Here is a 25,901-nt window from a genome sequence, read left to right as displayed (position 1 = left end):
CTATCATAATAAGATTATTTTCGATGTGTCATCTAGTGAAAACAGTTGTTCTTTCACCGAGGAAATTGGTGCCGAATCTAAGTCAAAGATGAATAAAATTTGATTCCCTTCCACATAACGAGACACCGCATTCACTTGAATATTATTTTTTTGTAACGTATCTTTAAAAGCTTGCATCGCCTGCTCTTCTTGATTAATGACTAACAAAATAGGTAAAGGACCATGTAGTTGTACATTGAAACCGTCTAATTCAATGTATTTCACCTCGATAGTACCGCCACCTACAGAAATTCCTGTTAAATGGATTTCGTGCGTTGCATCACTGAGTGTCACACATGCTGTATTAGCATGCTTCACTGGACTTTCTTCACTCATTTCTAAAAATTGAATCTCAATTCCTTGTTCTTCCGCAAGTTCAATGGATTGTGTTACGTTGGCATCATCTGCTGCTAATCCAAGAATTCCACCAATAATTGCAAAATCAGTTCCATGTCCTTTATGCGTGTCTGCAAAAGATTCATAGTATTTAATCACAATTTTTTCTGGCGTTCCGCCGAATAACTTTCTTGCCGCTAAGCCAATTGCTAAGGCCCCAGCTGTATGCGAACTAGAAGGACCAATCATAATAGGACCGATAATGTCAAAACAACTTTTGTAGTTCATTACTTTGTTCACTTTTTTAGGTTTATTGATGGCCATAGCTGTGTTCATACGTAACTCCTCCTTTGGTTTTTACTGCTTCTTTTTCTTTTTCACTGGTTACTTCCGTCGTTCCTTCAAATTCTGGTGTATTATCCACCGCTTCAATTCTGTAACGTTTAAAGACCAGCGCACCTAAAAATCCAAACATCAGACTGACCACTGTGATAATCGCTACTGCTAGTAAAGTCGTTTGAATGGCATTGTTACCTAATGTCACAAGTAAACCAGCCCACGGTGTTGCCATTCCTGTCACAGGTACTTTTAAGCCAAAGAAAGTCACTACAATACCACTAACCATTCCTGAAAATAAATTCGTTGCGTAAATAGGTATTGGATTGGAGCTGATGATATCGACTTGTGTTAATGGCTCAATTGCCACAGCTAACGGGGTTGAAGCTGTGCCTAGTTTTAACTTTTTAAATAGCGCCGCATTGACAATGGAACTGCCGTAACAAGTCAACGCACCGACAGCCATTGGTACACCAGTCAAACCAATCAAGGCAGTTAAAACCATTGAACTTAACGGTGTCATACCAACAATCGGGATAATAGCACCTAAAATTGCGCCCATCACATATGGATTGCCATCTACTGCACTTAAAATCGTGCTCCCAATAACTTCTAGGACACCTAATACAACGGGTTGAATAAAACCAGCAACTAACGAAGCAGCGACTGGAATGACTAAAATAACGACTAATAAGTCAATCCCTTCTGGAATACGTTTTTGCATCTGCTCAACAACAAAAGATAAAAGATATGCGGTAATAAAGGCTGGTAACAAGCTGACTTTAATCAATGACAGACCTAAAATAATTGAAAAAACTGGACTAATCCCGAAAGCGAGCGGCACAAGAGCTCCAGCTGCTAAACCACCTAGACTACCCATAGTTTCACCAATTTGCGACACATAATCTAAATGAAAAACGCCGCCTACTGCATACCGCAAAAATGCCTCTGGTAGAAAGGTGGCACAAGCTGCACCAGACAAAGCACTTAAAGATTTTTTCCCTCGCGGTGCTTTAAAAGAGAATAGGGACATGCCACATAAAACTAAGACTAACATCAAGACTCCTGATAACGTTTTCATTTCTTTGCCTCCAACTATATTTTTTTATAACGGATGGTACTCCTGAATAAAATTTTTATTGCTCAACAAGTGAAAGAATGAGCGAGCATTCCGATGAACTAAAGTACAATGAGTAACAAAAATTTCATTCCACATTCAGAGTATACGACTAAACAAAAGTTTAGTCAATGTATTTTTTTAACGTAAAGAATCTTATTGCTTTTCCATTAAAAAAGTATTACACTAAAATTAATTTCAGTGTAGGGGAGGATATCACTTGGAGTCATATTTACGTTTAAGTGAAGTAGATAAACAAATCTTACATTCACATGCCTTAATGCTTGATGGATTAGGGAACTTCTTTGGTAGTACCCATGAAGTCATTCTTCATAGTTTAGAAAATTTGGAAAGTTCAGCTATCAAAGTCATCAATGGCCATTTCAGTAACCGCAAGGAAGGTGCCCCCATTACTGATATGGCGTTAAAAATGTTAAGTCAAGTAGAGTCGGAACATGATTACGCTGTGAAACCCTACTACAATAAAAATCAAAAAGGGGTTATTTTAAAATCTTCCACCATTCCAGTTATCGGTGAAAATGATCGTATTATTGGATTGATCTGTATCAATATGCATTTAGAAATGCCATTAATTGATTACTTGCAAGACTTATTACCTTCAGGACAACAAAATGATATGTCCCAAGAGCTTAAAAATTCTGAACATTTTTCTGACAATATTGACGAATTAATCACTACTTCACTGACAAAAGTAAAACAAGCAGTAGAAAGCGATCCAAATGTATCACATTTGAATCAAAATAAAGAAATTGTTATTCGTTTATACGATCAAGGAATTTTTAATCTCAAAGATTCTGTCATAAAGATTGCCGATCGATTAGGTATTTCAAAAAATACCATCTATTTACATATCCGCAATCATAAAAAAGAAGAAGCTTAAACCATCAAAGCCACCAACGCTAACTAGCGTTGGTGGCTTTGATCACTTCTCTTCTATTTTAATTTGGTAAATCAAACAAGTAAGGTGTCCCTATTTCTCCATTTAACGTAACATCTAAGCGATTTTTTGTGCCGGGAACTAAATTACTGGCTGTGAAATTCCCTTGGGCATCCGCAGTAAAACTTGCTAAAATCACCCGCGCATCATCTGCACGTGACACTAAAATAGTTGCATTCGGTGCTGTTTTACCAGAAATTGTCCCTTGTTTCGGATCAATCGTAATATTGCTAAAAGAAAGCGCTGCTTCTTGTCCTGAACTTGGAATATCAATTTGGACAGGTGCACTATTCCGTTGATCAACGGTTGCGATTAATTGAGTAGTCGCTCCCGCTCTGGGACTAATTACTGTAAAATTGCCATTGGCATCCGCATAAAAAACACCTGCTTGTGCAGAAGCATCACCGACTACCGTTGCTGTAATGGTTGCATTAGGTAATGTAGTACCATTAATTTCATTTCTTTCAGGATTGAAAACAACATTGGTAATTGTAATGTTTGTATCAGGTGCTTGGTTTTGAGGGACTTCATTCGTTTCATCAGTTCCTGCAGAAGGCTGCGTGGCATTTTCTGACGGATTTTCCCCTGTCACATTAGAATTTTGACCCGTGACAGACGAATGACTACTTTTCATTTCTTGTTGACTAGAGGATTTCTGCGTGGCTTTCTTTGTTTCTTGCTTTGGCTTAGAATCATTTGTGCTTGCTGTTTTTTTGTTTCCACATCCTGCTAGACTTAAAGACAATACACTGAACGTTAACATACTGAACAAAGCAATTTTTTTCATTTTTCGTTACCTCCAGAAATCTTTTTGTAACATTAATGTAACATTTTTTTAAAAATCTAGCAATAATTTTTCAACCGTTTTCCTTTTTGTTTAAAAAGAAAAAACCTGCACAAAGGCATTTAGCCTTTGTGTAGGTTTTTATCTGCTAAATGGATTTAATGTTTGCGATAGCTTAAATAGTAAAAGCCAGAAACAAAAATGGCGCCACCAATGATATTACCTAAATAAACAAAAATAAAATTACAGAAAAAGTCTCCCCACTGAACGCCGCCTTCAAAAATTGCGGCTGGAATGATGAATGCATTCGCCACACTATGCTGAAAGCCAATTGCAACAAAAATCATTACTGGAAACCAGATGCCTAATAGTTTCCCCGCTGCATCTTTCGCACCATAACAAAGCCATAAGGCCAGACCTACAAACCAGTTACAGCCAATACCTGAAATAATTGCTTGAAGCCAAGTTGCTGCAACTTTATGTTCTGCAAGAGAAAGAACCTGATTTAAATAGGCACCGCTACTGGTTAAACCTAAATAATGACCAAAAAAATAGGCAACAAATAGGGCGCCAACCATATTTGCCAATGTAATTGTGACCCAGTTCACGAGCAATTCTCTGAAAGAGACCTTTTTAGCAAACCAAGCCGTACTCACCGCCATCATATTTCCTGTGATTAACTCACCACCAGCCATTAAAATAACAATTAGACCAATTGGGAAAACCGCAGCTCCCACTAAAGCTTGAACACTGGCTAAATCTGCTGGAATAGAGGCGGAAACACGCACATAAGCCAAATAGCCGAGGGAAATCATGGCACCGCCGATAAATCCTAAAATGAGTTTTGCTACCAAAGGCTTTTGAATTTTTTTCTGACCATTTTCAATACTGATACTTAAAATTTCATCTGGTGTATACAAACATTTCACTTCCTTTGTTTTTTGTCCTCCTTTACTTTACCCTTATATCACAGAAATTCAAGTACTTTTGTGTATTTTTTCACTAAAAACTGTAGTTCTTTTAATTTTATATGAAAACATCCTGAAACAAGTCCTATTTCTTGTTTCAGGATGCTTACTTATCCGTTTTTAAAGAGTTATCTTTTCACTTTAAAACAATAGGTTGCTATGGCTAACGATAAAAAGCTCAGGCCTAGGAAGCTCACAACTGTTGAAGATTGTTCCCCTGTTTTGGGGAATTTTTTCTTGGCAATTTTGGTCGTATTATCCGCTTTTTTGACTGTTCCTGACGATTCTTGATTTGTCTGTATCTGTTTAGTTGCTTGGTTTTCTGCTACTGATTCCTTTGTTTGACTAGCCTTGGCAGAGGGCTTTGAATTACTTTGAGCGTCATTAGGATCTTGATTAGACTCTACCGCGTAAATGACAGAATTCTGGCCTTTGTTTTGGCTGCTTTCGTTTACAGGGCTTGGGGTGCTACTCTCACTTGTACTGTTGGTTGCGCTGGTCGTACTTGAAGCACTACTTTCGCTGGTACTACTTGTTTTACTGGTTGTACTTGGTGTGTTGCTTTCATTTGTATTGCTTGTTTCACTTGTCGTACTTGAGGTACTACTTTCGCTGGTACTACTGGTTTCGCTGGTTGTGCTTGGCGTGTTGCTTTCACTCGTACTACTGCTCTCACTTGTCGTGCTTGGCGTGCTGCTTTCGCTGGTATTACTGGTTTCACTGGTTGTGCTTGGCGTGCTGCTTTCGCTTGTACTACTGCTTTCACTTGTCGTGCTTGAGGTGCTGCTTTCGCTTGTACTACTGCTCTCACTTGTCATGCTTGGCGTGCTGCTTTCGCTTGTACTACTGCTTTCACTTGTCGTGCTTGAGGTGCTGCTTTCGCTTGTGTTACTAGTTGTCTCTGTTGATTTTTCAACTAACAGAAGTAACGCCGTTTTTATGGTTTGTGTTAATTGGTTAATACGCTTTTGTGCATCTGCAGGCGTTTTAAAGCCACCAAGTGTTGGCTCTAATAATTCTTCATCTGACCAAGCAAGCAGTTGTTGTAACTGCTTAGAGCTTCCTTCGCCAGTTGTTGTATCTATTAAGGCTTCTTGCATGGCTTGCCAAGAGTCTTTGGTATATACAGATTCGTCTAATTTATGAACGCTTGCAAGTTCATTTTCTGCTTCTGTACGCTCTAGCGTGATATCGGCTTTTTTGACTAATACTTTCATTGCAGATTGCAAATTACTTGTTAACTGATCCACTTGTTCTTGAGTTTTGTCCCCACTCACCTGACCTTCTGCTAACAATTGTGTCGCCTGCTGATAATAGGAAGGAACAATCGTTTTAGGCCCAATGGCAGTGAATAGCTGCCAAGAGTAAACTGTATATTGGTTTGCTTCACCAATCGAAGCATAAACGGTTTGTAGCTGGGACAAATCAAGCTTTTTTGCAGGGGCCTCTACCGTCACCGGTACGTTCACTGTTACCAATGACCCTGTTTCATAAGTTAATTGAACAGTCACTTTTTGTTGGCCGATTTCATTTAAAACCTCTGGATTGACGATTTTAGCAGTTGGGACTGCTTCATCCGCGTCATTTGTATTAGCAACCAGTTGCTGCGGATCGATTGATTGTCCTTGCACAATCGTTGTAGCCACAGGGGTTGCTAAAGTATTTCTAACCGGAATTGGCGTATTTTTATATTGCTCATAAAGCGTTGGTGAAATTAATGATTCCCATGTTGCTGGCATTAAGCGATAGTCCGCCTCTGTCCAATTTTCTACCAATAATTGGCCGTTTTTAAGGCCATCATCTCGAGTATTGTCTTTCACAAAACTCGTTTCTGGTCGGAAACCACCGCCACTAGCGATTAACAATTCCCGACGTCGATTTTGCGGAATATTATGGTAGTTAACAAACTGATTGTTGATAAATACGCCATTGAACACATTGTTATTTCCTGTATGTCGATTGTATTCCATTCCAATTGCATATTGATTGTTCCAATACTTCCAATCAAAAATGTTATTAGCCACTAACCAGTTAGAGAGTTCTGAGATAGCACCCTCTGCTTGCGTTTCTGCCAAACCAATCTCTGGTGTTCCATACATAATGAGGCCTGTATTTCGCAAATAATTATTCATAATCGTAATATTACGGCCTGATTTAAATTTAAATCCGCCAGCTGGACCATTTTGTAGTCCACGTAAATGATTCCCCACCACCGTGATGTTTTGAGCACCACGGAAATAAATTGCATGATCTCCCACCAGACCATTCAAGTCTTCATTATCATAAGGTGAATAGAAAAAATTATGTTGAACAGTTACATCCTTCAGCATATTAAAAGAATTAACCCCGGTGGATAGATAATTTTGTTCATTAGGTACTGAAATAGCACCAGCTTCAATGGCTGTTTGCAAACGTGTAATAGTCGCTGCTAAATCTGAACGACTGGTACTTTTAATTGCATCTAATTCTGTCACTTTTAACCCAAATAGATTGTCCACGATGTCTACATCTGACATATACTGGAAGCGACTTGGTGTTGAATAACCACCAATGTAAATCGCTCGGTTAAAATCAATCTTGGGTTGCATGTGTGCTGTGTCTCGCATGAAAATATTGCCTGAAATCTTAACGCCAATGTCTGCATTTAAATTGACCACAAATCCTTTTAATGGATTATAGAAGATATTGTTTGCTAGCGTTAATTGATTCGTCAATTTCAAGGTCACATTGATGCCATCAAAAGCAATATTTTGAAGTCGTACATTGGTTTTCGTCCCGTACGTTGTGTCTGTTAGCTGAATCGGTGCACCTGTAGCATTATGTAAAATAGTGGCTCCTGTTGTATCGCCAATTAATTGATAATTTGAAGAAATCGTAATATCTTTTGACAGAGCATAACTTCCCTGTGGTAAAAATAATGCCCGTCCTTCCTTTGCTGTCTGACTCAGTAATGTCTGTAACTTATCTGTTTGATCCTCTGTGCTATTAGGTACCATCGCTTGCGCACCAAAAATTGTTGCATCTGTTGCATCAACTGGTTCAGCCGCTTCAGTCACCATTGGTAGACCAACCACCGTCAATAAACCAAATAGAAGAATAAGTATTGTTTTCTTCATGTGTTTTCCTCTTTTCATTCCGTTACTTCCAACGGCTTATTTTGTAAAAGTTGATACAGCGTAATAACACGACTGTCTTCGTATGCATAAATTTTTTTGAATTTTGGATTCATATGTAAGATACTTGTTACCTTTAACAATTTTTGATTTGTGACTTCTAATTCTAAGGCCTCAACCAATTCCTTTAATCGAACACCGGCACTATTTTCTTCACAACTTAAGATTTCTTCAATTTGTTCCATCCGTTTTTTCATTCTATCCCGCCTTCCTTCCCTTGCTCTTTCTATTATATAGAAAAATTCTTGTGAGAACCCTCAATATTTTTTAACCGCCTGTTAAAAAAAGTAGTAGTTCCTTTACTATCAATAGCTAATCATCTATTATTTACGATAAAAAAAGCAAAAAAAGTACCTTTTTGACATAATTTTCAGAAGAATTGACGCAGTATTTATTAAAAAACAACGAGAAAACGTCAATAAGTAGGTGTTGATTACCTACTTATTGACGTTTTCTTCTTGTCTTTTTTTACTTTTTAGAAAAATTTTTTTACAATTTATCGGACATATACCTCAAAAAAGCCCATTTTTTTGATTTTTTATTAAAGTGACGTGGTTCTTTTCTCGTTAATTTTTACTATTTTTTGGTTCAAACGATTATATTGCTCAAACGTTAACTCACTTGAAAGTAAAAAGATCTCTGGATGGCCCGTTTCTACATCTGCCAAAGAAGTCACTAATAGTAAATCAATATTTTGCCATTCTTCTTTGCTTGCTTCACTGTATCGTAAGACTTCCAATGCATAAAACCGACGAAAATTATTTTCAATCGAAAGTTTCACCCGTTCTTCTTCCAGTACTGGCAAGCCTGATTTTAACCCTAAAACAATTTTTTGTTCACGATGAATTAAATCATTAGAAAGCGCCAAAACACTAGAATAACGCAAAGCCAAAAATTCTTTATTTGTAAATAATTCATTGCCTGTTTGTTCGTAAAGTTGATTTAAGCCTTGGCTTAATTCTTCTAAAAGAACTGGATATTTTTCTTTAACTTTATTCCAAAAGACATTGTACATTTTCACATTTTGGACATAGTAAAGTTCGGCAAATAAATGTGTAGCAAACAAATAATAAAAAATTTGCGGACGAATTTTCTCCAATTGCGGCGTCATGTGTATTTCTTCTAATAAGAAATGTTGGACTAAATGAGTCAACATATAAACAGGCGCTTCAGACTCATCAAAATGCGCTAAAATTGCTTGTGCAGTGGCTTCGTCTTGATAAAATTGGTCATTGGCTAACAAGAAAAAGTACACAAAAGTTAAATCGTTTTTGTTAAGGAAAAGGGTTGTAGCTGTCATTTCTTCTATAAAGGCTTGGTAATGTTTATTACCTTCTAAATAAGTTTCTTGCTCGGCTGAAGGTCGATATTCGGCGCCTTGCGCACTACGGACTTTTGAGATAGCGACCATATATTTAACTCGGCGTATCACCGTTTCCGCAACTTCTACGTTGAAAAAAGCCATCATTTTTTGGACAGTTTGTGCGACTTCCGTTTCTTGTATATAGTCAAAAGGCCAAGTATCACGGATTAAGTCCATAAAAATAGTGTAAGCAAAATGGCGCAAATACGCTTCATTGCCTTCAATTTTCCAGGTGCTTTTATTAATCACTAACCCCAATGGCGCTAAAATTTCTGTAAACCCTTTAAGCAAGCGCCGAATCGTGGCATCACTGGTATGATACTTTGCTGTCGCTGGCACAATTCCATTAAATCGACCCCAGAATAAATCTTCCATTACTTGATAAGTTAAACTATCCCGAAAAATTGCTGTATAAAGTTTCTGGAATGCTTGACTGGACGCCAAGTTCAAGCGATAGCCATGCCCCTTTTCAAAAGCCAAAGAAGCATCATTATCCACAGCATAATACGTAATGTCATCTTTTAGAAGTTCTACGTATTTTTTGACTGATTTTTTGTTTAATTGTAATTCTTCTGCTAACTCATTGATGTCAATCCAGCCTTCATTAATTGGCAAGTTTCTTAAAATAATAATTTTAGAAACGACATCTGTATCGAATATATCAACATATTCATCCCATTTCACTGTTCACTCAACTGCCTCTCTTCTGTTCTATTGTACACAAAATGAGAAATCTATTCCACGAAAAAATAACAGTTGTTTCTTTTATTCTTTCGTAGATGTGGACGTTTCAGGAACAAACACGTTGAGTCCCCCAGCTTCCACCGTTACTTTAATCGGTAAATCATCGGTAGGGTCGCCATCTGTTCGTGTTTGGACTTTCTTGTCTTTTTCGCCACTAATTTTAAATTGGCTCCCAGAGAAATACACGACACCAGGAATTTCATTTAATTGTCCTCTGATAATTTTAGGTAAATAATAGACAAACTTGTAAAAAACTAACTTAGGTAAAATGATAATGTGGACTTCGCCGTCATCTGGCGTGGCATTGGCATCGAAATTGGTAAAGCCGCCAGCAGAATTCGTCATGGTCATCGTTAATAATTGGGCTTTGCCATGCCAACGTCTTTCATCGCCATCAATTTTTAGTTTGTATTTTTTCTTTTTCATTAATAAGCGGAAAAATTGCTTTGTAAAGGCTAAAGGACCATATTTTTGTTTCTCCTGTTGGGTCACATTTGCTGCTGTGTCCGCCAATAGTCCAATCGTTAAGGTCGAAATCATCACATCTTGATTTACCATCCCAAAATCAACTGGCGTGGTCTGTCCTGCCAAAATGGTCTCAAAGGCGTCTTCTTCTTTCAAAGGAATACTTAACACACGCGCAAAATTATTGACTGTTCCACCTGGAATAATCCCTATTTGATAGTCACGAATGGTGTCTTTAAAATTTTGAACGGCATGATGAATGGTCCCGTCACCACCAATGACGACCAAGACACCCACTTGATTTTCTTTGGCATTTTTCCGCATTTCTTCAGGATCAATGTCTGGATTGGAAGGTTGCAAAATAACCGCTTCCCCTTTCGCTTCTGCAGCTTTTTTAAAGCGTTCTGCAATCTCTTTACTTTCACTACTTCCTGAAGTTTCGTTGTATAAAACCATCATCTTTTCCATCATTCTATCCTCATATCTCTAACTAAATTTCTTGCACATGTAAAGTGTACAATATTTTAGCCAAAATACCTAAAGATAGCATCGAAAAACAAAGGCTGAGGCACAAGCGGTTTGCTCCAAGAACTCAGTAAGTTCTGTTCAAAGGCTAAACTGCGATGAAGGGTTACCTGAGAATGTCAATAAGAAGGAGCTGCTTTTGTTCAGTTGATTAGCTTAAGATGAAAAAACAGGCCATCCGTCGAAAGAACGGATGGCCTGTTTTTTTATAGCTTTTGCTTATTTCTTGCTCTTTTTATAGAAGAGCCAACTTGCCAAACTGACCAACAGGAGGCCGATAAAGACAAAGAAGTAATTGACTTGTGTGTTGGTTTTCGGTAAACCAAGCCAACCTGTCTCTCTAGCTGCTTGTTTCGTTGTTGGCTGATTTGGTTTTGTTTTTTTGGATACAGGTTGTTTCTCGTTAACAAACGTGCCCGCATCCACGAGTTCAGGTTTGTCTTTCGCTGTTGCCGCAATAGTGAATGCGACTGCTTGCTTAGACAGTTGGTAACCATCCGGTGCTTTTGTTTCCACAAAGGTATATTTTCTTGGTTGTAAGTGGTTCACTTGAACTAACCCTTGGTTGTCAGAACGTAATGAACGAGCGACAGTTTGCCCTGTCTCTGCATCTGTCACTTTAAATTCAGCACCTGCTAAGGCATTCTTTTGCTGGTCAATTTTCACCAGCTTGGCAGCACCTTGGTAATTAATAAAAGGTGCTTTAAGTACCACAGTGGCTGGTTTGCCTTGGTTGTCTTTGGCAATCGTAAAGCTTGCGCTTGGCGTTTCATTAAGAAGATAGCCAGTTGGCGCTTGTGTCTCCACAAAACGATACGTTCCCGGTGCTAAGTTTTTCGCAATGACTTTGCCTTGCTTGTCAGACATCAGATTGGCTTGTCCAGCTACGGTTTGCCCTGTTTCATCAATGACCTTAAACACCGCACCTGCCAATGCTTCACCTGTTTCGTTTTCTTTGGTTAATTGAGCAGTTCCTTGATAATTGATAAGATCGCCTAAAGCAATTGGCTGCTCTTTTCCTAATTGGGCGGTTACATCAAATGGATGTGGCGTTGTGTCTAACAGATAGCCTGTTGGTGCTTTCGTTTCCACTAAAACGTAATGCCCTTCATTCAGACCTTTAGCGTAAATTTCGCCAGTCTTATCCGTTGTTATTTCAGAAACTTTCTCTCCTGCACGATTCAAGAATGTTATTGGTGAACCTTGTGGCTGATTCTGATTATCGGCGTTGTAAATTGCAAAAACTGCACCCGCTAAGGTTTGACCTTGCTCGTTGACTTTACGTCCCGTTACTTCCGCTTGATAATTTACAAACTCTAACTCATCTAGTGGTTGTTTATCATTTGAATTCTTCTTCACTACAAAATAAATGGGTTGTTTATTGACGATATAGCCATCCGTTGCATCCAGTTCATCTAATTCATAGCTACCAGCGCCTAAATCCTCCATAGCCAATGAACCATCTTTTTCAGCAGTTACTTCTCTTTCAAAGATTTTTTCCCCGTTTTCGATTCGATACAATTTAAAAATTGTTCCTGGAAGTGGGTTCGCATTGGCATCAATTTTCTTAAAGACGGCACGTCCTTTGAAATTGGCGAAGGCCCCTAATTGGAAGATCTCCGGATCGCCTTTGAAATCACCACGAATTTCTACTTTTACTAATTCAGGATAAATAATATAATCTGCGCCATCTGGTAATTTTGGTGCTTTGATTTCTTTGTAATAATAGGTACCTGGCGCCAAGTCTCTAAAGATAATTTTGCCATCTTTGCCACTCGTTGCTGTAATCCCTAATGATTGTTTATTGTGATCATATAGTTCAAAAACAGCACCTGCTAATGGTTGGTCTGCGCTATTCGTTTTCACGATTTGGAAAGCCCCTTTGTAATTCACAAAGTTGTCACTAGCAACAACGACCGCTGGTTTACCAGCATTTTTCTCAGCAATTTCAAATGGGACTGGCGTGGTATTTAATAAATAGCCTGTTGGCGCTTTGGTTTCTACAAAGCGATATTTACCTGGGGCTAAGTGCTCTGCAACAATTTCCCCTTGATTATTTGTCGTCAAGCCTGTTTGAATCGTTTGTCCCTTCGCGTCAAGCACTTTAAATGTCGCACCACTTAATAAGTGTCCATTCACATCTTTTTTGATTAATTTAGCTGCGCCTTGATAGTTAACAAAGTTAGCCGTTGCTATAACTGTTGCTGGTTTGCCCCGATCGCTTGCTGCAATCGTGAAAGCACTTGGTTCAGTGTTTAAAAGGTACCCTGCTGGCGCTTTGGTTTCCACAAATTGATATTTGCCTGGGGCTAAATCCGTCACTGTGACTTTTCCGTTTGCATCCGAAACTACGTGTTCTCGAACCGCTTGTCCTGTGGTATCAAGGACTGAAAATTCAGCACCTGCTAATGGATTGCCTGCTTGGTCTTTTTTAATTAGTTCAGCAGAACCTTGGTAATTAAGCATTTTAACATGAACATCATGAATTTGTCCGCTCGTGTTTTGTGTCACAATGAACCGTTTGGGTGTCGTGTCTAAAAGATAGCCTGTCGGTGCTTCGATTTCTGTGAACTGATAAAGCCCCGGTTTTAAACTATCCACCTCTAACTGGCCATTCGCGTTGGTTCGATCCGGCGCAAGGGGAACTTCTTCCCAATGAGTAAACGGCGTGGTTACGGCATGCTCTAATTTAAAGCGAGCATTGACTAACTTTTTACCCTTCTCATCCATTTTTTCTAAAAATACTTTATTGACATCGTTTTTAATAATGGTTGGTTGTGCTCCTTCGGCTGAAGTTTCTTCATCAATAGTAATGACTCGGCCTTTAGCTAATTCGTCCGAAACTGTATAACCTTCTGGTGCTTTTGTCTCCACCAAAATGTATTGCCCTTGCGGCAACCCACCAAATGTGATAACCCCAGTGGCGTCTACTGTACCTTCACGTAGGACTTGTGTTTTGGCTTGGTCCCAAATTTGGAAATGGGCGCCTGCTAAAATAGTCGTCCCATCCATGGCTGTTTTCTTCAGCTGAATTTTGCCTTTAGTCCCTGTGGCATGACCGCCACTGTGATCAATGTCAACGACCACATCGCCATTGTCATCCCCATGAACGACTTCTGAACCATTTCCAGTAATTGACACTTGGTTGGATACCGTGTCTGTACTCCCCGCCGCTGAAGAAGTCACTAAACTACGATATTCCATATAATAAGGTGCTTCAATATGGGCCATTTTAACGACAATTTTTTGTTGTCCTGTTTCATTATCGGTGGTAACTTCCAGTGTGTAATCTTTTCCTTCTTCTAAAATAACAGATTTATCTGGCGTAATCGTTCCGTCTTCTGTTACGTTGGTACCGTAAATCACCAATGACTCGGGATCTAACACTTGATTTGGTGAGGGTGTATCAGTAATAACCACATCGTCTAAAACCGATTGGGCGCCATTGATCATTACATGCCAGTACACATGATCTGGATCATCTTTGTGGTATTCGCCACCTTTTTTCACTGATTCGCCACCATGTTGAATAGAAACTTTTCCTGTCACATCACGTGAAGAACCTTGGTTTGTATAAGATGCGGTATTGTCATAACTAGCCGAACCTTCGATAACTTTTTCATCAACAGACGTCTTAAATTCAATCACATACGTACGACTATCATTAGGAAAATCAACACGCCAAGTATTTTGGTTTTTCTCGCTTGGTTCTTCCATTGTGATATCCGTCAACGGTTGCGTTGGCTTCACTTTTTCAACCGAACCATCTGGTTTTGTATTGCCTTCATAGACTTTCAAGCTCCCAGCCAAATAGGTTTGATTGGCTAAAATTGGATCCGTCAAAAAGGCGTCGACTAAACGATTATTACTTAAATTAACCGCAATCGTCCAAGTGATTTCTTTGGTGACGGCATTGTAAACACCGCTTTTTTGCGCATTTAAATCAAAAGCAGGTAAAGGTTTAAACGGTTTACTATCTTCTGAATGATGATTGTTTCCTGCTTCATCCGTCCAATCAATGGCAGCGGTATTTCGATAATGGTCCAACGCAGGATTGTTAGCGTCTAACTCGGTAACATCGAAAAAGGTAGTATAAGTTATGTGGAAGGCATCACTTGTTTTGGCATACGCCCCTATAAAACTTACCTTAAAGCCTGTTTCACCATCTGCATTACGAGTTATTTCTACCATGAAATCCTTGCCTAACGTCAACTGAGCACCAGTGGTTGTATCTTTGACAACCAACGAATTGGGTACCATAGTTAAGCCAGGAACTGGTTCGTACGTATCCGTAATCACGGCATTTTCCATCAAATAATTATTTTGATTCACAGCTAACGTCCAACCAATCGTTGAATTTTGATAATCAACTGCGCCAGTGTTTTTAATAATATTTTGTTGACTGGCTGTGCCATCACCTTCTGAATGCTGACCAGTGCCGACATCCACACGATTATTCACGGCAACATCGCCTTCGACAATTCCATCAACTTTGGTTTTATAATCAATCTTGACTGCGCCAGTCACATCATGTAAAAAGTCAATTGCAAAGGAACCGTCTCCGTTGATTACCACTTTGTAATCTTTTCCTTCCACAAGTTCTGCTCCAACGACTTCATTTCCTTTGTCATCAAATGTCACTGAATATAAATGTAAAGAATCTGGTTCAAACGTTAAATTATCGCCCATTGTGTCTGTAATGACTGCTTGGTCTTTTGGAATGGTTTGTTCACCATAGTTGTAGTTAATTTCCCAAGTGAATTCTTGATTGGCTTCGTCGTAATCTATATTGCGCTTATCTAACATTTTGCCATAGGTTGCCGTCACAGTTGCTTCAGCATCTAACCCATTTGGATTATTATCACTTGTTAACGTCGCGTGATTTTTAAAAGGCACATCGCCGCCGCCATCTGGAATAACCGCCTCGTCAATCGTCGTTTGGTACTCAAGACGATACGCTTTATTGGTGTCACCTTTAATCGTCACATTGCCATTTTTATCAACGATATATTCATCTGGACTAAGTTCGCGACCCACTTCTTTAATTGTTCCATCAAGATTCATCACTAATTCATAGACTTTCACTGACTTAAAGGTATTCCCTGTTGGCCATGTTTCCGTCACAGTTGGGTTTGTTTGATCTTTCATCGCTTGATTGATATCTACCGTCCAAGTAATCGCACTAGGATTGGGCGTTCGATCAAAATGGCCTTGTTTATCAATTTGTTGTTCGGTATCTGGGACAATCGGAATCACTACAGGCGGCAAATCTTCTTGTGTAGGAATATCAATCACCCAATCTCCTGGGCCCCGCCCATCTGAATCATTCAAATGAGTATCTAAAGAAAAGTCCCCGTGAATGTCACTTTCAGACGTGATTCGCTCATTAAAGGTAAAACGAACCGTACCATCTTCACTAATTGTGTAGGTTCCATAGACATTTCCTTCTGCATCAACTAAATCACCTGAACCTGGTTTATTAGGTTTCAAATTGCCAGGTAATTGAAACTCGAAGTAATCGCCTGCTTTCATTTGTTCCCGCACATCTTCTGGAATCGACCAGTTAAAGTTCCAATGAATGGTCACATCTTCTTTATACGGCGGTGTTGCTGGTGTGCCATCAGGATTTAAATAAATCGGATCTTCAAAATTATCGATAATCGTTGTTTCATCACCTGTAAAATAGTCACTGATATCTGTTGGTCCTGCTACGCGCGGTTTGACAGTCGTAGACTCGGTTGTTTTACTTTCTATCGCTTTTGTCGTGCTGGCGACAGTTTCTTCGGACGAACGAGGAACAGAGGAGTTTGTAGATGCTTCTTCTGTTGGACCTTCATTCGCTGATGCGGCTGGCGAACTCGTGATTGCCGTTGATTCTGTCGGATCAGTACCAGTATTTAACGTCAACGCTCGTTGCTGTTGTCCATAAGAAAACGTCACATCTTCTGTAACTGTAGGGTTCAACGTTAAGACTAACGTATCTGCTAACGCTTGCTGATTCAATTCAATTTGAATCTGTTTCTTCTGGTCATCCACTTGAATCTTGCGCGTATTATTGGGCGCTGCCCAATGTGCAGCTTTGATTGACACATTGGCACTATAATGCACTACAACCTCTTGTGTTACTGGTTGTGCTTTTCCTTGAAGCGCTAAGGTCATTTCTTGTTGGCTGGTTTGCTTCACTTCTCCTAACGTTAACTGGCCATCGCTGTTAACATCTTCCGCCAAAGCCATGAGTGGTGTGCCATAATTTAGAACAAGTAACAAACACATCAACCCGTAGAGCCAACGGTTTACCATTGGTCCATTCTTTCTCATTTCTTTCATCCTTCCTCTACTAACGACACATAGAAGAGAACGTTCAATTCGTACCAATTTTTTATTTTAAACCAAATAAGTGAGTGCTCTTCTGTTGTCTTTCTTCCTTGCTAAAACAGACAGCCAACACACCTTTTCTTTTTATCTCCTCAAAACGCACTCTTACTTCGAATGCGGATTCATTTTCTGCTTTTTCCTATAGACTCTTCTATAAGAATAAGAAGAGTATAACGAGATTTTTCAGCGAAAATTATCAACAACTTCTCCTCCAAATAGAAAAAGTTGATGAAATCCCAGAAACCCTTTTCATCTTTATGAAAACACGTCCTTATCCTTTCTTATTTTTACTATTCCTTCTTCCACTATACCGTTTTTTTTAATTTTTTTCATAAGAACTAACCAGACAAAAAAGCCTATTTGTATAAGCTATTTAAGCTAAAAAATCAATAGACTCAAATTATCATTTTTGTTATTTAAATGTTTTATATAAACTGGTTGTTTTTCTTAATAATTTTTTGCTCTATCATTTTTTGTCCATGTTTTCTTCCATTTGACACATTCAGTTCTTCTTGATTTTTAAGAATAGATACAGTAGCATAAGAACAACTAGTTCTTTCACTGGCAATTGTCAAATGTCATTTAGAAAAGAATGCCCTATCTGTATTATCTGAAAAATCAAACAATCATAACCAATTAGAAAGGTGGTTATTATGTATAACTTATTAACCAAACAGGAAATTCAGTTACTTTCCCTAATTGAATACTTGTATGACAGTAAAGAAAAAGTCCCCATGCAAGTACTCCGACGAAAATATGAATTTTCCCATTACAATATCAACAATTTATTGAATCAATTAACTTTGTTAATTTCTCGAGTCAATACACATGAAAATGTACATATTCGCATCATTAATAATCAACAGTCCATAGAATTAGTTGCCGATGAAAATATCCCGATTGAGTTAATGAAAGAAGCTGTTGTCCGCGGGTCACTAACCTATATGTTAGCCCTGGATTTACTTTTAAAACGCTACACTTCAGCCAAAGATTTTTGTGAAGAGCACTTTATTAACTTTTCTATTTTTAAACAAGTCAGTGACCGTTTAAATAATCATCTAGCTAGATTTAATTGTTATTTAAACTTAAAAAGACGAGAAAAAATTTGTGGTAACGAGAAAGATTTTCGCAGTTTCTTTTATTCCTTATTCTTCATTTCAGGAACTTCTCTAGTACCATTTCTATCTAAGACTAATCAAGCACAATTGCAGAACTTCATTGAAATCATCAAAAACCGTTACCCTTACTTTACATATACTGATTTACGCAAATTAAAATTAATTATGTCCATAGGTTTACTCCGTTATCAATCCGGTTTTACAATCACCAATTATCCAGAAGTTGCTGCTATTAATTTGGCCTTTCCTTATTCAGAATTCCAACTATTAGTGAATGATTGTTTTATTGATGAACAAAAAGAGCCTGACACTTGGCAAGCTGAGATTCATTTTTATTATGATTTCTTCAGCACATTAACGATGTACTCTCTGGTCCAAATGGAAACCATCAACTTTGCCAACTTAGCGATCATGGGAATGGATAACAGTCCACACGCTACTTGGATTTTTGAAAAATGTACGCAATTACAGTTGGATTTAAGCGCAATAGAAGTGGTCTTTTTGTTGGTTAATTTATCCAATGCCAGTGAACGACTGATTCATTTCCCTGTGGAAGAGGAATTGAGCTATGAGGTTGCTAATGTCTCTTTGTATGAAAAACAATACCCAAATGTTTCACGAACAACCAACTATTTCTTAAAGCGTTTGCCTTTTGACAAACAACATCCACTAGATGCGTTATTTAAAGAAACCATTTTTTTAATTATTCGGAGTGTTTTATTAAATAAACAAATTCCTGTTAAAATTTTACTTCATTCATCTATTAATCAGATACAAGAAAATTGGTTAGCGAAGGAAATCAATAATTATTGCGATGTTCCTTTGAAATTTGTTAATCATATTCAAGAAGTGCCTGACTTAGTCATTACTGACAAAAATAATCCGCTTTTTCACGCCAGTAAAACTTTTTATTGGCATCCCGTTCCTTATTTAGATGAATACTATAACCTAAAACAAGTAGTTCGCAAAATTTATTTTGCCAAATTGCGTGGGGAAAACAGTTTGGAGGGAATCGGATGTTAACAGGGTTACTTGATGTACCTTATCGTAAAAGTTTTGCTCTTTTAGAAGAATTACTCGAACGTCGTGAAGCAGAAGAGCAAACATTGGCGATTTCTACTTTAGCCACTCAATTAAAAATGCAACAAAATACCATTCTACAATCCGTGGCTTTGCTCCAAACAGAAATTGAAAAGAACGGCTGGGAGAACTTATTTTCTTTGTCGGCAAACGCCAAAGAAATCACATTTTGGTTTGCACCCTATTTCCAACTATCGTTCTTGATGCCCTACTTTGTCAAAAAAAGTTTCGCGTATCAAGTACTGACCTATGCCTTTAACCATAATGCAATTGATAGCAAACATTTTGAAAAAGTCCTAGAAATTTCTTCATCAACCTTTACGCGAAAAATTGGACAATTAAACCAATGGCTCCAAAAATATCAGATTGAAATCAATTTAAAACGTACCAATGTGTTGGTGGGCAAAGAAAAAGATATCCGGATTTTCTTTATGATGCTTTTTTGGAACAATTACTCTGAAGGGGATTGGCCGTTGCACACGATTACTAAAAAAGAAGTCCATAGTCTCTTTCGACGTTTAAAACACTCTGTTTCTTTCAATACAACACAAGATTTTACAAAAGACTTAATTTTTTCTGCGGTGATTTTAGCGCGTTGGAAAGAGGGCTTTTTTATCAAAGAAACTTTCGTGGAGGAAGAAGCGATTGTTAATCCCTTTGTTAATCTGAGTGAATTTGAATTGTTTTTTAAAGAAGAAGCCTTACACCAAGTTCCAACAAAATTTATACAAAAAGAAGGCCTTTTTGCCTTTTTCTTATTGACGATTAGTGTCAGCTACGCCACACAAGATGTCTTGGAAATTCCAGCAGCACGGATGCATATGGTCCAGCTATTAGGCTCACCCATTAAAGAGATCATTTATCAACTAACGTCTTTTTATCAAATTAAATTGACATTTCACGAGTATCTTTATCTATATACTTCTATCCAAAATTTAAGTGTCTTTTTTAAGACCTTTGTCACGATTGCCAATCCATTTGTGCAAGAAAGCTTTTTAAAAGAAGCACTTCAAAAAAATCCAAGTCTCTACAAAGATGTGAAGCGCCTTACAATTGAAATGCTTCCGACATTGATTGGCAATGAAAAATTGTTAGTTGACTGCTTGTTTATTCTTTTTTGTACACTGAAAACGAAATCTTTACCACCGATTCGTGTCTTAGTAAGGACCAATCAAAGTAACTTAATTTTAGATACCCTTTATGAAAAGCTAAGTAAAGCCGTGGATAAAAAATTAATTTTTGTCGCTTCACCAGAAAAGCCTTTCGATGTAATTATTACAGATATCTTTTCAGAAGTTAGTGTCAAATCAACGGTTCCCACTTATTATGTTGATTTTTCCGCTAGCATTGGTGAACTAGCGCAAAGCTTAGAAAATTTAAATACACAAATTGTCACCAAACAAAGTCCACGCCACTTTTAAAAGTTTTCACGTGAAACATTTTAAGTGATAAAAATTACAAAAAACGCCAAAAGGTAGCAGAAAAACTGCTACCTTTTGACGTTTTTTACGAAAATTTTCAATGTTCCACTCTAGTGATACCGAAACGTAGAACATTCATTTACTAACTACTCATTTTACATGACGTTGTTATTTTCTGTCACCAATTCTAGCTCTTGCAAGTAATGATCCAAAGTCGCGTGATGTTGATCGACATCGGCTAACTCTGTTTCAATTTTAGCTAAACGCGTGTTCATGCGTTGAATTTCCGTTAGTGTTTGTTGTAAAACGTTTAAAATCCGTTCATCGTTAGGCATTGAAATCACTCCTTGTCCATTTATAGTTCTGAGCCGTGTTCAATCTCTTCAATCGTTTCAAGAGACAAATCTTTGGCATCATTTTTAGCTTTGTGGAAGACCATATATAAAATGGTACAAACGATTGGGATACAGCCTGCTAAGAAGTACATTTGTTGGAATGACATAAAGTTACGTAATTCACCTAAAACGTACGGACCAACCCCTAATCCAAGGTCTAAACCGATGAAATAAGTCGATAAAGCAATCCCGATACGGTGAGGACTTGGGCTTTCTTGAAGACAAACCGCTTGGCCATTTGACATGAAAGTACCATAACCTAAGCCAATTAATCCACCTGAAACTAATAACATCCAACCAGACGTAGTCATACTTAATAAGAATAAGCCTAGTGTTAAGAAAATGTAGCTCGGATACATGACGTAGCGTTCCCCTTTGACATCGAAAATCCGACCTGTCGATGGACGTGTTAAGGTAATCACGACCGCATAGACGATAAAGAAGAAGGTGCTGACGTCAACTAAATCGATTACTTTGACATAAGAAGATAAGAAAGATAAGACACTTGAATAAGCAAGCCCCATTAAAAAGGCGATAAATGTAATAAATAAAACTTTCTTTTCAACAAAACTATCAAAATTCCATTTAGATAAAGCTTCACGATGTTCAGGTGTTAACTCAATATTTTTCACTGGGAAAATGAAGCAAGCAATGGTTGTTAACAAAATTAAAATAATTGAAAAGTTAATAATGACATGGAAGTTGGAAACATTTAACAATAACATCCCAATAAATGGCCCAATGCCGGCTGCTAAACTAGTACTCAACCCATAATAATTGATCCCTTCCCCTTTTTTGTTTTTAGGGATATAGGCGGTGACAATCGCGTTGGTCGCTGTCGAAACGGTTCCGTAACCAAACCCATTTAAAAAACGGACCAGATAAAGAATGCCCATACTTGGCATATACATATACGCAACAGTCGTTAAAAGATAAAACAAAGCCCCATAACGTAAGACTTGTTTGCGCCCAATCAGTTCAAGGAGTTTCCCCATGAAAAGTCGTGCAAGCAATGTCCCGATGATGTAAATTCCTGAGGCCAAACCCGCTTGACCTAAAGTAGCGTGTAAGCTATCTTGCGCAATCACCGCAATAATAACCATTAATAAATAATAAACAAGATAGACAATGAAATTAATCACTGTAATACTGATAAAGCCTTTATTCAAAAGCTTTGTTGGTGTTTGTTCTGTCATAATTCTTTGAATTCCTCTCTCTTTTGTTCTGTTTATTTTGTGTTGCTATTTTTCAATAAAAGACCGCTATCCCCTCACTTTGATGACTTATCAAAAAATTTTCTGAAATTCATTTGCAGTTATTACTATACGAGATATCCGTTACAAAAAAATGTAAATTTGTGAATGATAAACGTTATCTACAAATAACTTCAACAAATGTTGTTGATTTTTGTTGAAAAGCCAAAATGACTAATGATTTTAATTAAAATAAGCTCTTGGCTAATTGCTCAAAATTTACTTTTCATACGAAACTTCCTCATACATAGAAAAAGAAAAATAGGGCATAAGCCGAAACGACTTATGCCCTATTTTTTTAAACTTTCTCTATTTTCGTCCTAAAATCCATGAAACGATGGCAACTAAAATCACTGCCCCGATAATCGATGGCACAATAGCCATCCCAGCTAAGCTTGGTCCCCATGTGCCTAAAATGGCTTGACCAATTGTTGAACCAACTAACCCTGCAATGATATTGGCAATAATACCCATCGATGATCCTTTTTTAGTAATTGCTCCAGCGATTGCCCCAATGACACCACCGACAATTAATGCCCAAATAAAGCCCATGATTGTTTCCTCCCTTTAACTGTTTATTCTACACGTGGTTCCATATTTTCTTTGACTTGTTCTGTTCCTTTATTCACAGCTTTTTTTGCTTTTTCTGTTTGTTCAGAAGCAAATTCACCGGTACTTTTGGCAGCGCCTGTGACTTTATCTTGAACCGTTTCGCTATCTTCTTCGTATTCTTCTTTTGATTTGATATCGACTACGTTAACATTCACTTCAATCACATCTAAGTGGGTCATTTTTTTCACTTCACGGCTGATTAATTCTTTCATTTTTTCGTAAATGTCTTGAATATCTTTGCCGTATTCTACTACGATATCCATATCAACAGCGACTTGTTTTTTACCAACTTCGGTATCAATACCCGCTGTGACGTTATCTGTGTTTACTAATTTTTCAGCAATATTTGAGAAAAAGCCGCCATCGACTGTTAATAGACCATCGACATTTTCTAAGGCTAAACCGATAATTTTTTGAACGACTTTATCTTCAAATGTTAATTCACCTTTGATTGCATGATCTTCTGGTGTGTGTGGTCCGTTTCCTGCTGGTTTTGGTACATTATTGAATTTTTCGTTACTCATGGTTCATTCCTCCTAGTTTCTTCTATTATTGCTTTATTTTTAATAAAATAATAACCAATTATTGAACACGAGGTGCCGTGTTTTCTTTGACTTTTGTCTTGCCTTTAGTTACCGCATGTTTGGCTTTGTTGGTTTGTTTTGACATAAAACTACCTGTCGCTTCAGCGGCGTTGCCAAGTTTATCTTGGACCGTTTCACTTTCTTCTTGGTACTCTGCTTGTGTTTTGATATCTACTACGTTGACATTGACTTCGATTACTTCCAAGTGAGTCATTTGTTGGACTTCGCGAGTAATAACCTCTTTCATTTGATCATAAATGGTCTCGATATCTTTCCCGTATTCGGCTACAATGTCCATATCCACTGCGACTTGTTTTTTGCCGACCTCGGTGTGAATGCCTGTTGTAACATCTTCACTGTTAATCATTTTATCTCGTAAATTCGAGAAAAAACCGCCGTCCACAGTTAACAAACCGTCGACTTCTTCCAAAGCAATGCCAATAATTTTTTGGATTACTTTATCCTCAAACGTCAACTCACCTTTAACAATCGATACATTTGCATTTTCCATAGCCAAAACCTCCTATTTATGATGAAAATAATTTTTGACAATGCCTGTCTGTTCCAAATACAAACCTAGCCAAATACCTAGTCCTGTCAGGAGTACTACTAACAATGTTTTAAAGAAGCCGATTGACAGAAACAAGATTGCAAAAACCAAGCCGACTAGGCCACCAATTAACGGAACGGCATATTGTTTTATCCATTCAACCATTGTACATCCCTCCTACTCCACACGTGCTTGTGTTTGCTGTTGTTGTGGTCGTTTCATTTATTGAATATCTTCAAAATGAACATCAATCGTAATCTTGTGACCAGTTCCCACCAAACGAGCAAGCCGTTCTTCCATTGTTTTTGACCAAGCTTCTGTTTGTCCAATTAAATCTGCCGTTCGTTTCAGTGTGCCTTTAACATTGACCTTAATGCGCCGTTTTGTCGCCTTTACACGAATGGTTGGTGCTTCCAGAAAGTCACTGTCTTGCAAGCTAGAGCGTACAAATCCTTCGATGGCTTTACGGTGTAACACTAACTTTCCTTGCTCTTCTTTTAATTCAAACGTGCCTTTTCTTCTTGGGAATAAAAGAATGAATAAAAAGAGAAAGAGCATAATTCCTAGTAAAACCAGCGCTACCCAAAAGATTGCTTGACGTGCGTACTCGTTGTCTTGCAAGAACCATTGGACATTATCTGGTGGTTGCCAAGCTGTATCGGCTGACCAAGTGGTGATGGCCACCGCGCCAAATAATGCCATTAAAATCAGTGAACCTAGAAGCAAAAGTATTTTAACAACTTTATTCACGGAACATCCCTCCTAAAGATTAATTGCTTCTCCACCAGTTACGCCATAAACTTGAGCCGTAACATAACTTGCATCATTGGACGCCAAGAAAACATAAACAGGGGCTAATTCAGCAGGCTGACCCGCACGTTCCAGTAAAGAATGTTGCCCAAATTCTGGCAACTCTTCAATTGGTTGTCCATGATCTAACTGTAACGGTGTCCAGATTGGTCCTGGAGCCACGCCATTTACCCGAATGCCTTTTGGTGCCAGTTGTTTTGCTAAACCAACGGTAAAGTTGGCAATTGATGCCTTCGTTGCTGCATAATCCAACAAATGCTCACTGGGATTAAAAGCTTGGACGGAAGTCGTTGTCACAATGCTACTTCCGGCAGGCAAGTGAGGCACTGCTGCTTTGACAATGCCAAACATCGCAATAATATTGACATGGAAAGTGTCTATCACTTGTTCCATTGGCAATTCTTCAATAGCAGCACAGGAAATTTGTTGGGCTGCATTTAAAACGAGGGTATCCAAGCCGCCTAAAGATTCACGAGCTTGTGCAACCAATTCTTCAGGTGCCTGTTTATCTCTTAAATCTGCTGGCAAAAGAACGACTTTTCGGCCAGCTTCTCGTATATAGTGCGCCACTTCTTCGGCGTCTTTTTCTTCACCTGGGAAAAAATGTAATGCGATATCTGCGCCTTCGCGAGCAAAAGCAATCGCCGCAGCTCGTCCAATCCCAGAATCACCGCCTGTAATTAATACCCGACGATTTTCTAATTTGTGATTTCCGACATAGCTGTCTTCCCCACAATCTGGTTTAGGGACCATTTTGTCCTGTAATGCGGGAGTTTCTTGATCTTGTTGCGGAAATCCATCACTATAAAATAACTTTCTTGGGTCTTTTAAGTTTGGTTCTGTCATTAAATCTCCTCCCTTTCTACTATTACCTTAATACAATTTTTTCTTTTTG

General features: G+C 38.2%; 20 protein-coding genes. 3 read left to right on the top strand and 17 right to left on the bottom strand.

Annotated elements, in window-relative coordinates:
• Positions 1-3 precede the first annotated feature (3 nt).
• Positions 4-699: an L-serine ammonia-lyase, iron-sulfur-dependent subunit beta gene (gene sdaAB / locus IGL80_RS00410; RefSeq protein WP_002387470.1), complete on the bottom strand. Its 696-nt coding sequence runs from the start codon at positions 697-699 to the stop codon at positions 4-6.
• Positions 686-1,792 (bottom strand): PTS sugar transporter subunit IIC, encoded by a 1,107-nt coding sequence (locus tag IGL80_RS00405; RefSeq protein ID WP_010708463.1) that lies wholly within the window; start codon positions 1,790-1,792, stop codon positions 686-688. Before IGL80_RS00405 ends, sdaAB begins: the two co-directional genes overlap by 14 nt.
• Positions 1,793-2,108: 316 nt before the next feature.
• Here IGL80_RS00405 and IGL80_RS00400 point away from each other — a divergent pair, with 316 nt between their 5' ends.
• On the top strand, positions 2,109-2,729 hold the full coding sequence (locus IGL80_RS00400) for a helix-turn-helix transcriptional regulator (RefSeq protein ID WP_002383467.1): 621 nt from the start codon (positions 2,109-2,111) through the stop codon (positions 2,727-2,729).
• Positions 2,730-2,787: 58 nt separating this feature from the next.
• On the opposite strand, the gene IGL80_RS00395 is transcribed toward IGL80_RS00400, so the two are convergent.
• From IGL80_RS00395 to fss1, 7 genes are all read right to left on the bottom strand, one after another.
• Complete coding sequence (locus IGL80_RS00395; RefSeq protein WP_002356118.1) at positions 2,788-3,573, bottom strand: lipoprotein; 786 nt, start codon at positions 3,571-3,573, stop codon at positions 2,788-2,790.
• 155 nt (positions 3,574-3,728) lie between these two features.
• Complete coding sequence (locus IGL80_RS00390; protein ID WP_010708462.1) at positions 3,729-4,490, bottom strand: formate/nitrite transporter family protein; 762 nt, start codon at positions 4,488-4,490, stop codon at positions 3,729-3,731.
• A 176-nt stretch (positions 4,491-4,666) separates the two neighbouring features.
• A complete protein-coding gene (locus IGL80_RS00385) occupies positions 4,667-7,672 on the bottom strand; it encodes a glycosyl hydrolase family 28-related protein (RefSeq protein WP_002359253.1) in 3,006 nt (1,001 codons plus the stop codon).
• Positions 7,669-7,908, bottom strand: coding sequence for a hypothetical protein (locus IGL80_RS00380; protein WP_430598403.1), 240 nt, complete (start codon positions 7,906-7,908; stop codon positions 7,669-7,671). The genes IGL80_RS00385 and IGL80_RS00380 overlap by 4 nt, the downstream gene beginning before the upstream one ends.
• A gap of 344 nt (positions 7,909-8,252) precedes the next feature.
• Positions 8,253-9,758, bottom strand: coding sequence for a helix-turn-helix domain-containing protein (locus tag IGL80_RS00375; protein WP_002359252.1), 1,506 nt, complete (start codon positions 9,756-9,758; stop codon positions 8,253-8,255).
• Between the two features lie 81 nt (positions 9,759-9,839).
• Positions 9,840-10,754 (bottom strand): diacylglycerol/lipid kinase family protein, encoded by a 915-nt coding sequence (locus tag IGL80_RS00370; protein WP_002403939.1) that lies wholly within the window; start codon positions 10,752-10,754, stop codon positions 9,840-9,842.
• Between the two features lie 273 nt (positions 10,755-11,027).
• Positions 11,028-17,126: a fibrinogen-binding MSCRAMM adhesin Fss1 gene (fss1, locus tag IGL80_RS00365; RefSeq protein ID WP_010708458.1), complete on the bottom strand. Its 6,099-nt coding sequence runs from the start codon at positions 17,124-17,126 to the stop codon at positions 11,028-11,030.
• A 710-nt stretch (positions 17,127-17,836) separates the two neighbouring features.
• Between fss1 and IGL80_RS00360 the strand changes: the two genes are divergently transcribed.
• Together IGL80_RS00360 and IGL80_RS00355 are read left to right on the top strand one after the other, a co-directional pair.
• Entirely contained in the window at positions 17,837-19,324 is a 1,488-nt protein-coding gene (locus IGL80_RS00360; RefSeq protein ID WP_002381348.1) for a helix-turn-helix domain-containing protein, read from the top strand.
• The gene (locus tag IGL80_RS00355) at positions 19,318-20,802 is read left to right on the top strand and encodes a helix-turn-helix domain-containing protein (protein WP_002359246.1); all 1,485 of its coding nucleotides are present in this window, start codon (positions 19,318-19,320) and stop codon (positions 20,800-20,802) included. Before IGL80_RS00360 ends, IGL80_RS00355 begins: the two co-directional genes overlap by 7 nt.
• A gap of 155 nt (positions 20,803-20,957) precedes the next feature.
• Here IGL80_RS00355 and IGL80_RS00350 read toward each other — a convergent pair whose 3' ends face one another.
• From IGL80_RS00350 to IGL80_RS00315, 8 genes are all read right to left on the bottom strand, one after another.
• Positions 20,958-21,137: a hypothetical protein gene (locus tag IGL80_RS00350; protein WP_002381345.1), complete on the bottom strand. Its 180-nt coding sequence runs from the start codon at positions 21,135-21,137 to the stop codon at positions 20,958-20,960.
• Between the two features lie 20 nt (positions 21,138-21,157).
• Positions 21,158-22,393: an MFS transporter gene (locus tag IGL80_RS00345; RefSeq protein WP_002356101.1), complete on the bottom strand. Its 1,236-nt coding sequence runs from the start codon at positions 22,391-22,393 to the stop codon at positions 21,158-21,160.
• Positions 22,394-22,759: 366 nt separating this feature from the next.
• Positions 22,760-23,002, bottom strand: coding sequence for a GlsB/YeaQ/YmgE family stress response membrane protein (locus tag IGL80_RS00340; RefSeq protein WP_002356092.1), 243 nt, complete (start codon positions 23,000-23,002; stop codon positions 22,760-22,762).
• A 23-nt stretch (positions 23,003-23,025) separates the two neighbouring features.
• Positions 23,026-23,586, bottom strand: a complete 561-nt coding sequence (locus IGL80_RS00335) for an Asp23/Gls24 family envelope stress response protein (protein ID WP_002356090.1) — start codon at positions 23,584-23,586, stop codon at positions 23,026-23,028.
• A 58-nt stretch (positions 23,587-23,644) separates the two neighbouring features.
• Positions 23,645-24,157, bottom strand: coding sequence for an Asp23/Gls24 family envelope stress response protein (locus tag IGL80_RS00330; protein WP_002383483.1), 513 nt, complete (start codon positions 24,155-24,157; stop codon positions 23,645-23,647).
• 12 nt (positions 24,158-24,169) lie between these two features.
• On the bottom strand, positions 24,170-24,361 hold the full coding sequence (locus IGL80_RS00325; protein ID WP_002356087.1) for a DUF2273 domain-containing protein: 192 nt from the start codon (positions 24,359-24,361) through the stop codon (positions 24,170-24,172).
• Between the two features lie 57 nt (positions 24,362-24,418).
• A complete protein-coding gene (gene amaP / locus IGL80_RS00320; RefSeq protein WP_430598400.1) occupies positions 24,419-24,946 on the bottom strand; it encodes an alkaline shock response membrane anchor protein AmaP in 528 nt (175 codons plus the stop codon).
• Between the two features lie 12 nt (positions 24,947-24,958).
• Positions 24,959-25,852: an SDR family oxidoreductase gene (locus tag IGL80_RS00315; protein WP_002359245.1), complete on the bottom strand. Its 894-nt coding sequence runs from the start codon at positions 25,850-25,852 to the stop codon at positions 24,959-24,961.
• Between the last annotated feature and the right edge of the window lie 49 nt (positions 25,853-25,901).

This window comes from Enterococcus sp. DIV2467a, from assembly GCF_050532945.1.
GTDB classification, from domain to species: Bacteria; Bacillota; Bacilli; order Lactobacillales; family Enterococcaceae; genus Enterococcus; species Enterococcus faecalis.
This window is presented reverse-complemented; position numbering and strand designations above follow the sequence as displayed.

Coding starts and splice junctions, on each gene's coding strand:
- sdaAB (WP_002387470.1), bottom strand. CDS start 699: ATGGCCATCAATAAACCTAAAAAAGTGAACAAAGTAATGAACTACAAA.
- IGL80_RS00405 (WP_010708463.1), bottom strand. CDS start 1,792: ATGAAAACGTTATCAGGAGTCTTGATGTTAGTCTTAGTTTTATGTGGC.
- IGL80_RS00400 (WP_002383467.1), top strand. CDS start 2,109: ATGCTTGATGGATTAGGGAACTTCTTTGGTAGTACCCATGAAGTCATT.
- IGL80_RS00395 (WP_002356118.1), bottom strand. CDS start 3,573: ATGAAAAAAATTGCTTTGTTCAGTATGTTAACGTTCAGTGTATTGTCT.
- IGL80_RS00385 (WP_002359253.1), bottom strand. CDS start 7,672: ATGAAAAGAGGAAAACACATGAAGAAAACAATACTTATTCTTCTATTT.
- IGL80_RS00380 (WP_430598403.1), bottom strand. CDS start 7,908: ATGAAAAAACGGATGGAACAAATTGAAGAAATCTTAAGTTGTGAAGAA.
- IGL80_RS00370 (WP_002403939.1), bottom strand. CDS start 10,754: ATGATGGAAAAGATGATGGTTTTATACAACGAAACTTCAGGAAGTAGT.
- fss1 (WP_010708458.1), bottom strand. CDS start 17,126: ATGAGAAAGAATGGACCAATGGTAAACCGTTGGCTCTACGGGTTGATG.
- IGL80_RS00360 (WP_002381348.1), top strand. CDS start 17,837: ATGTATAACTTATTAACCAAACAGGAAATTCAGTTACTTTCCCTAATT.
- IGL80_RS00355 (WP_002359246.1), top strand. CDS start 19,318: ATGTTAACAGGGTTACTTGATGTACCTTATCGTAAAAGTTTTGCTCTT.
- IGL80_RS00350 (WP_002381345.1), bottom strand. CDS start 21,137: ATGCCTAACGATGAACGGATTTTAAACGTTTTACAACAAACACTAACG.
- IGL80_RS00345 (WP_002356101.1), bottom strand. CDS start 22,393: ATGACAGAACAAACACCAACAAAGCTTTTGAATAAAGGCTTTATCAGT.
- IGL80_RS00340 (WP_002356092.1), bottom strand. CDS start 23,002: ATGGGCTTTATTTGGGCATTAATTGTCGGTGGTGTCATTGGGGCAATC.
- IGL80_RS00335 (WP_002356090.1), bottom strand. CDS start 23,586: ATGAGTAACGAAAAATTCAATAATGTACCAAAACCAGCAGGAAACGGA.
- IGL80_RS00330 (WP_002383483.1), bottom strand. CDS start 24,157: ATGGAAAATGCAAATGTATCGATTGTTAAAGGTGAGTTGACGTTTGAG.
- IGL80_RS00325 (WP_002356087.1), bottom strand. CDS start 24,361: ATGGTTGAATGGATAAAACAATATGCCGTTCCGTTAATTGGTGGCCTA.
- IGL80_RS00315 (WP_002359245.1), bottom strand. CDS start 25,852: ATGACAGAACCAAACTTAAAAGACCCAAGAAAGTTATTTTATAGTGAT.